General features: G+C 70.5%; 7 protein-coding genes. 2 read left to right on the forward strand and 5 right to left on the reverse strand.

The features are described from left to right. The first annotated feature begins 346 nt into the window (after window positions 1–346). Both ACZ53K_RS42370 and ACZ53K_RS42375 read left to right on the forward strand, forming a co-directional pair. The gene (locus ACZ53K_RS42370; protein ID WP_468848404.1) at window positions 347–895 is read left to right on the forward strand and encodes a hypothetical protein; all 549 of its coding nucleotides are present in this window, start codon (window positions 347–349) and stop codon (window positions 893–895) included. Continuing rightward, window positions 840–1,535 carry a Fic family protein gene (locus ACZ53K_RS42375; RefSeq protein WP_468848406.1) on the forward strand — a complete coding sequence of 232 codons (696 nt, stop codon included), beginning with the start codon at window positions 840–842 and terminating at the stop codon, window positions 1,533–1,535. The genes ACZ53K_RS42370 and ACZ53K_RS42375 overlap by 56 nt, the downstream gene beginning before the upstream one ends. A gap of 170 nt (window positions 1,536–1,705) precedes the next feature. On the opposite strand, the gene ACZ53K_RS42380 is transcribed toward ACZ53K_RS42375, so the two are convergent. From ACZ53K_RS42380 to ACZ53K_RS42400, 5 genes are all read right to left on the reverse strand, one after another. Then, window positions 1,706–1,918 (reverse strand): ferredoxin, encoded by a 213-nt coding sequence (locus ACZ53K_RS42380; RefSeq protein ID WP_468848408.1) that lies wholly within the window; start codon window positions 1,916–1,918, stop codon window positions 1,706–1,708. An 80-nt stretch (window positions 1,919–1,998) separates the two neighbouring features. Further along, window positions 1,999–3,240 carry a cytochrome P450 gene (locus tag ACZ53K_RS42385; protein WP_468848411.1) on the reverse strand — a complete coding sequence of 414 codons (1,242 nt, stop codon included), beginning with the start codon at window positions 3,238–3,240 and terminating at the stop codon, window positions 1,999–2,001. 72 nt (window positions 3,241–3,312) lie between these two features. After that, the gene (locus tag ACZ53K_RS42390) at window positions 3,313–4,104 is read right to left on the reverse strand and encodes an ABC transporter permease (RefSeq protein WP_468848413.1); all 792 of its coding nucleotides are present in this window, start codon (window positions 4,102–4,104) and stop codon (window positions 3,313–3,315) included. Further along, window positions 4,104–5,108, reverse strand: a complete 1,005-nt coding sequence (locus ACZ53K_RS42395; protein WP_468848416.1) for an ATP-binding cassette domain-containing protein — start codon at window positions 5,106–5,108, stop codon at window positions 4,104–4,106. The genes ACZ53K_RS42390 and ACZ53K_RS42395 overlap by 1 nt, the downstream gene beginning before the upstream one ends. A gap of 41 nt (window positions 5,109–5,149) precedes the next feature. Beyond that, window positions 5,150–6,040: a DUF4097 family beta strand repeat-containing protein gene (locus ACZ53K_RS42400; protein WP_468848419.1), complete on the reverse strand. Its 891-nt coding sequence runs from the start codon at window positions 6,038–6,040 to the stop codon at window positions 5,150–5,152. Window positions 6,041–6,356: the final 316 nt, after the last annotated feature.

A 6,356-nucleotide genomic window follows, 5' to 3' on the forward strand; every position in this document is an offset into this window, starting at 1 on the left:
CGCACCCACCCCACACGACAACGTCGGCCGTCAAGACCACAACCAGGTCTCGAAGGCCGACGTCACGCGAGGCCCCGAATAAACCAACAGCGTCGTCATGACTGGCTCCGGGGCCCGGCATAGCCCTCCTCCCCCACGCCGCCGGCCTGGGAAATCCTCTTGCTCAAGTACCGGGTGGCCGTGGCAGGCCAGCGCGGTGATCATGGAGTTGTTTCCCGGTTTTCTCGGCTGGGATGAGGTGGACCCGGCCCGTCATCCGTTCGACGGTGCGTCGGCAGCGCGCGTGGTCCACTCGCTCGGCGCGGCCCGATGTGTGCCCCGCCGGCCCGAACTTCCCCTCGGCGACATGGCGATGCTCGCTTGGAGTCGCAACGAAGGCACGCTCTGGGCCGACACCATGTCGTTCGCACTCATCCGGCACTACGGCCGCTGGACCGCGGGCTGGCGCTGGGCACACGACGAAGGGGACTTCGACGGCGGGCCGGTGGGGAACTGGTGCTGTCCGCGGGACTCGATCACCACCCCACAGGAGACGCTCGCCCGTGTCGTCGCCGCACTGTGTGAGTGGCGCGAGTGGCTGGAGAGCCTCGCCCGGTGGTTCGAGGCCCACCCGTTGGAGCTGGCCGACATCGAAGACCAGCGGCTCCTGTGGGAGCGTACCGCCCGGAACCTGATGGTCCAGGTGGTCGATCGCACCGGCTGCGGCAGCAGCTGGTCCATGCACTGCCACCAGGTGCTCACCTGGTTCCTCAGCCGCTGGGGCATCGCGCCTGACGTCGCACGGAGTCTGGTCGACCAGGCCATCGGCGGCCGCTTCGAGCTGGACCGGCCCCGACACGGTGCTGGCCGACGATGTCGCGGAGCAGCTCGCGCTGGGGCTGCGGCCGGGCGATGACGCCCGGCCCGCCGAGCCGAAGCCGGACCACTTGGAGCGCTGGCTCGCGGTGCGCGGGGCCGCGCCGTGGCAGGAGGCCCCGGACCGGAGCGCCGTCACACCGGTGGCCGCGTCCCGCGACGGCGCGGCCGAGGACATCCGCGCCTTCGACGGCGCCGTGCGCCCCGCCCGGGCCGAAGCCCTGCTCACCGCGCTGCGGCTGATGCGGGCCGACGCGGCGCACGACGCCCCGCTCGATTTCGCGCTGCTCCGCAGCTGGCAGCAGCACGTACTGGACACACCGCAGCCGCCGCCGTTCCGCAGTCTGCCCGCCTTCGCCAAAGCAGGCCGGGAGCGTTACGGCATCGGCCCCGACACCCGCGCCCGCTTCGACGCCTGCCTGGCCGAGAGCGCTACGGACCGCGGACGCCTGCCCCTGACCGCCCGCGCAGCCCGCGCCTTTCTCGACGTCTGCTTCTTCCACCCCTTCGACGACGGCAACGCCCGGGCCGCGTTCCTCGCCCTGCTCTGCGTCCTCGCTCGCGAGGGCTTCGCTCTCGACGACGTCAGCCTCGTCCGCCGCGTCGCCTTCCAGGTCGATGCGCCCCAGGATCCGTTGATTCTCGCCCGCTTCATCGACAGTCATCTCAGCAGGGGGTGAACTCCCGGACCGCCCTGACAGTCCGGCCCCCGGGCCGCCCGCCCGGACAAGACCGTGGCTGAGCTGTTGAGCTGAGCCGGCCTCTCCCCCAGCTGCCTCCGCTCCGCACACGCGAGAGCCCCCCACCGTCGCGCGGTGCGGGGTTCTCGGCTCGGGGCGTGCCACGGTCGTTACGGGACCGTGGGTTCCGCGGAGTTGAGGACGATGGCTCTGGCGGGGCAGAGGCTGACGGTCATCCGGGCGGCGGCCCGGTGTTCGGGGGCCGGTGTGGGGTGCATGAGCAGCACCAGGCCCTCTTCGTCGTCCTGGTCGAAGATCTCGGGAGCGGTCAGGGCGCACATGCCGGCTCCGACGCAGCGGTCACGGTCGACGCTGAGGCGCATCGGCTCCGTAGAGCCTGTGTGCCCCGTGCGGTCTGCGGGGTCCGTGGGGTCCGTGCTCGGGGATTCTGCGGAGGGCGTGCTCATGACTGCTCCTTGTCCCAGGTGACGGGCAGGCTGATCACGCCGTAGATGTTGGCGCGGTCGCGCAGCGGCACCTCCTGCGGCGGCACCGCGAGGCGCAGGGTGGGGAAGCGGGCGAGCAGCGCCGGGAACGCCACGGTCATCTCGACGCGGGCGAGCTGCTGGCCCAGGCACTGGTGGGCGCCGTGGCCGAAGGCCAGATGTCCGGTGGCCTTGCGGCGGATGTCGAGCCGGTCGGGGGCGGGGAATTTGTGCGCGTCGCGGTTGGCGGCCTGGACGGAGACGGTCACCGTTTCACCGGCCCTGACCAGCTGGCCTTCGACCTCGACGGCTTCGAGGGCGGTGCGCAGGATGGGGTCGGCCACGCTGAGGTAGCGCAGCAGTTCCTCGACGGTCTGCTCGGCGAGGCCGGGGTCGGCGCGCAGGGCGGCCAGCTGGTCGGGGTTGCTCAGCAGGGCGAAGGTGCCGAGGCCGAGCATGTTCGCGGTGGTGTCGAGTCCGGCGGCCAGGAGCACCCCGCCGACTCCGATCAGCTCCTCCTCCGTGAGGTCGGAGGTGGTCAGGTCGCTGAGCAGGTCGTCACCGGGCTCGGCGCGCTTCGCGGCCACGAGTTCGCTGATCAAGCGGTGGACGGCCGCGAACGCTTCGCCCCTGGCCTCCGCACTGGCGGTCTGGTCGAAGACGGTCGCCACATGTCCCTGGAAGCGGTCCCGGTCGTCGTAGGGCACGCCGAGCAGTTCGCAGATCATGAGCGCGGGCACCGGCTGCGCGAACGCTGTCACCAGGTCGACGGTGGGCCCGTCCTGCTCCATGGCGTCCAGGCACTCTGCCGTGAACTCGGCCACCCGCTCGCTGAGTTGACGCATTCTGCGGACCGTGAACTTGCCGGTGAGCAGCCGCCGGAAGCGGGTGTGCTCGGGAGCGTCGAGACCGAGGAAGTCGCCGGGTGGCGCCGCGGGTACCTCCGTCATCCCCTCCATGCCCGGCATCGGCATGGGCAGGTGCTGGAGTTCGTAGCGCGCGCTGAAGCGGGGGTCGGACAGGACCGTACGGGCGGCGGCGTGTCCGGTGGCCAGCCAGCCCAGGTGTCCGTCGGCGTAGCGCATGCGGTGCAGCGGCTTGTCGCTCAGCGCGGCGAGTTCGGCGGGCGGGTCGAAGGGGCAGCCGGTGCGCCGGTCGGTGGGCAGGACGAGCGGCTCTTCGGAAGCGGTGGTAACGGCGGCCGTCCGGTCGTACGACATCGGGTCCTCCTGAACGCGTCGGGCGGGATGAGGATGGTGCACATCGGTGAAGTGGCGGGTGAGAAGCGGCGGTTAACGCTTGGCTCCGGCCTTGAAGGTGCGGCGCGCCCACAGGTAGCCGACCAGGCTGAGGCCTGCGCACCAGGCGAGAGCGATGACAGCGCTGGAGCCGATGCCGGTGCCGAGCCAGAGGCCGCGCAGGGTCTCGATGATCGGGGTGAACGGCTGGTACTCGGCGAACCAGCGCAGGCCGGCGGGCATTGACTCGGGCGGCACGATGGCGCTGCCGAGGAACGGCAGGAACGTCAGCGGCATCGGGATGTTGCTGGCGGTCTCGACGTTCTTGGCGATCAGGCCGATGCCCGCGGAGAGCCAGGTCAGCGCCAGGGTGAGCAGGGTGAGCAGGCCGATGACGGCGACCCATTCGACGGGCGTGGCGGTGGGGCGGAAGCCCATCAGAAGGGCGACGCCGGTGACGAGCGTGATGCTGGCCATCGTCTGGATCACGCTGCCGACGACATGACCGGTCAGGAACGAGGCAGGGGAGATCGGCATCGTGCGGAAGCGGTTGACGATGCCCTCGGTCTTGTCGCTGCACACGCTGATCGCGGTGGTCAGGGCCCCGGACGTGGCGGCCATCAGGATGATGCCGGGCGCGAGGTAGTCGATGTAGGCGCCGCTGCCGGTGGGCAGGCCGCTGATGCCGGTGCCCAGGGCGCTGCCGAAGACGTAGTTGAACAGCAGCAGCATCGCGATGGGCATGATGACGACGGTGAGCGTCAGGGACGGGTAGCGCAGCGCCTTCTTGAGGTTGCGCCGCAGCATCGTCCTGGAGTCTCTCGCGGCGTAGGACATGGTGGCCATCAGGCGTTCTCCTTCGGCGATGCGACGGTATCGGCGAGTCGGGGCTGACCGGTGAGCGTCAGGAAGACGTCGTCGAGGTCGGGGGTGTGTACGGTCAGCGATTCGGCCTGGACGGCGGTGGTTTCCAGGGTGTCGAGGACGGACCGCAGGTTGGGGAGGGAGCCGTCGCTGGGGATCTGCAGGGTGAGGGAGTCCTCGTCGCGTGTGGCGGTGCCGAAGATGCCCGCGGCGGTGTCCATGCCCTGGGCGTCGGCGAACCGCACCCGGATGTGACCGCCGGGGACGCGCTGCTTCAGCTCGTCGGCGGTGCCCTCGGCGATCAGCCTGCCATGGTCCAGTACGGCGATACGGTCGGCGAGCTGGTCGGCCTCTTCGAGGTACTGGGTGGTCAGGAAGATGGTCACGCCGTCGTTGGCGACGAGGTCCCGGATGATCTCCCACATGGTGCGCCGGCTGCGCGGGTCGAGCCCGGTGGTGGGCTCGTCGAGGAAGATGATGCGCGGATCGCCGACCAGGGTCATCGCCAGGTCGAGCTTGCGCCGCATACCGCCGGAGAAGGTGACGGCGGTCTTGCCCGCCACCTCGGACAGGTCGAAGCGGCGCAGCAGGTCCTTGGCCCGCCGCTTGCCTTCGCGCCGGTCGAGGTGGTGCAGATCCGCCATCAGGAGCAGGTTCTCCTCGGCGGTCAGGAGATTGTCGACGGCCGAGAACTGGCCGGTGACGCCGATCGCGGAACGTACCTCGTCGGCGGCCCGGGTCAGATGGCGGCCCGCGACCCAGGCCTCGCCCGCGTCGGCCGCGATCAGCGTGGAGAGAATTTCCACCGCGGTGGTCTTGCCGGCGCCGTTGGGCCCGAGCAGGGCGAAGACGGTGCCTTCGGCGATGTTCAGGTCGATGCCGTCGAGCACGAGCTTGTCGCCGTAGGACTTGCGCAGTCCGGTGGCGGTGATCGCCGGGGCCGTCGCGTTCGCGACGATCGGCGCGGATGCCTGGGTGACGGTCATGCCGCTTTCCTCTCGGGTGCGGTGAGTCGGGGTACGCCCGGTCAGGCGCGGCGGATGGTGATGTCGCCGGTCGAGGTGCGGGCGATGACCTCGGCGGTCTCGTCGGAGTCCGCGGGGCCGGCGGCGGAGCCTAGCGAGTTGCGTACGGCGCCGAACTTGGTGTGCGTGTCGAGCCAGGCGGCGGTGCCCTCGTGAATGCCCACTTCGAGGTCGCCGACGGAGGTACGCAGATCGATACGGCCGCGGGTGACGTCGCCGACGCGGATGCCGCCGCTGGAGGACATCGCGTCGACTCCGGCGTGCGCGACGCCGATGTCGGTACGGCCGTTGGCGCACTTGGTGCTGGCGTCGCCGTGTGCGATGCCGACGGAGATGTCGCCGTTGGCGGCGCCGGCCTTCAGGGCGCCGGTGACCTCGCCGATGTCGGTGGCGCCGTTGCTGTTCTTGACGGTCGCCGCGCCGGCGACGGTGCCGATCTCGATCCGGCCCGCGCCGACGGCTTCGAGGTCCCCGGCCGAGCGGGCCAGCCGAATGTCGCCGTGGTCGGTCCGGAGGTCGGCGCCGGCCGCCTCATCGACCTGAATGTCGCCGAGCGAGGTCTTGAGCGTGACGTTCCCGAAGCGGCCTTCGCAGAAGAAGCCGCCCAACGACGAGGTGGCCCGTACGTCCGATCCCGCGGGGAGTTCGATGCTCACCTCGATGGCGCCCGGCCTGCCGAACAGGGACCGCTTCTTGGGAGTCTTGATCGCGAGGCGGCCGCCCGAGCACGTGACCTGGGTCTGCTGCACGGCCTGTACGTCCTTGTCGTCGGACCCGTTGCGCGGCAGCACCTCCACGACCGTTTCGGTGCGCTTGCCCGCGGTGATACGGGCGGTGCCGCAGTCCAGTTCGAGGGTGGCGGCGATCGGTTCGGGGGTTTCAAAAACAGGCATGGCTGTCCCGTCCTCTTGGCTTGGATAGCTGTTCCCGCTGGTGAGGCGGGTGAAGGGTGAAGGGAGACGTCGGCGGGATCGGCGATCCGCCGGTGAAGGTGAGTGGGTGGGCCGGTGGTTCCAGCAGGCCCAGCCGGTGAAGGTGAGTGGGGGCCGGAGCCCTAGGGCGTTTCTGATGGATCTCCGTGGGGGACGGAGCGGCGTTCGGTGCGTGCGCTCGACGTGCGGTGTGAAGGGTCATGTGGCGGAGCCACCTGTCCCTTTGCGCCGTGCGGCGAGGGTGCGTGCCTGGGGGCACCTCCCAGCGGTAGCTGGG

This window comes from Streptomyces sp. NPDC033221 (assembly GCF_055577005.1).

Excerpts from the sequence above, each read along its gene's own strand:
- ACZ53K_RS42370 (WP_468848404.1), top strand. The coding sequence starts at position 347 with ATGGCGATGCTCGCTTGGAGTCGCAACGAAGGCACGCTCTGGGCCGAC.
- ACZ53K_RS42380 (WP_468848408.1), bottom strand. The coding sequence starts at position 1,918 with ATGCGCCTCAGCGTCGACCGTGACCGCTGCGTCGGAGCCGGCATGTGC.
- ACZ53K_RS42385 (WP_468848411.1), bottom strand. The coding sequence starts at position 3,240 with ATGTCGTACGACCGGACGGCCGCCGTTACCACCGCTTCCGAAGAGCCG.
- ACZ53K_RS42390 (WP_468848413.1), bottom strand. The coding sequence starts at position 4,104 with ATGGCCACCATGTCCTACGCCGCGAGAGACTCCAGGACGATGCTGCGG.
- ACZ53K_RS42395 (WP_468848416.1), bottom strand. The coding sequence starts at position 5,108 with ATGACCGTCACCCAGGCATCCGCGCCGATCGTCGCGAACGCGACGGCC.
- ACZ53K_RS42400 (WP_468848419.1), bottom strand. The coding sequence starts at position 6,040 with ATGCCTGTTTTTGAAACCCCCGAACCGATCGCCGCCACCCTCGAACTG.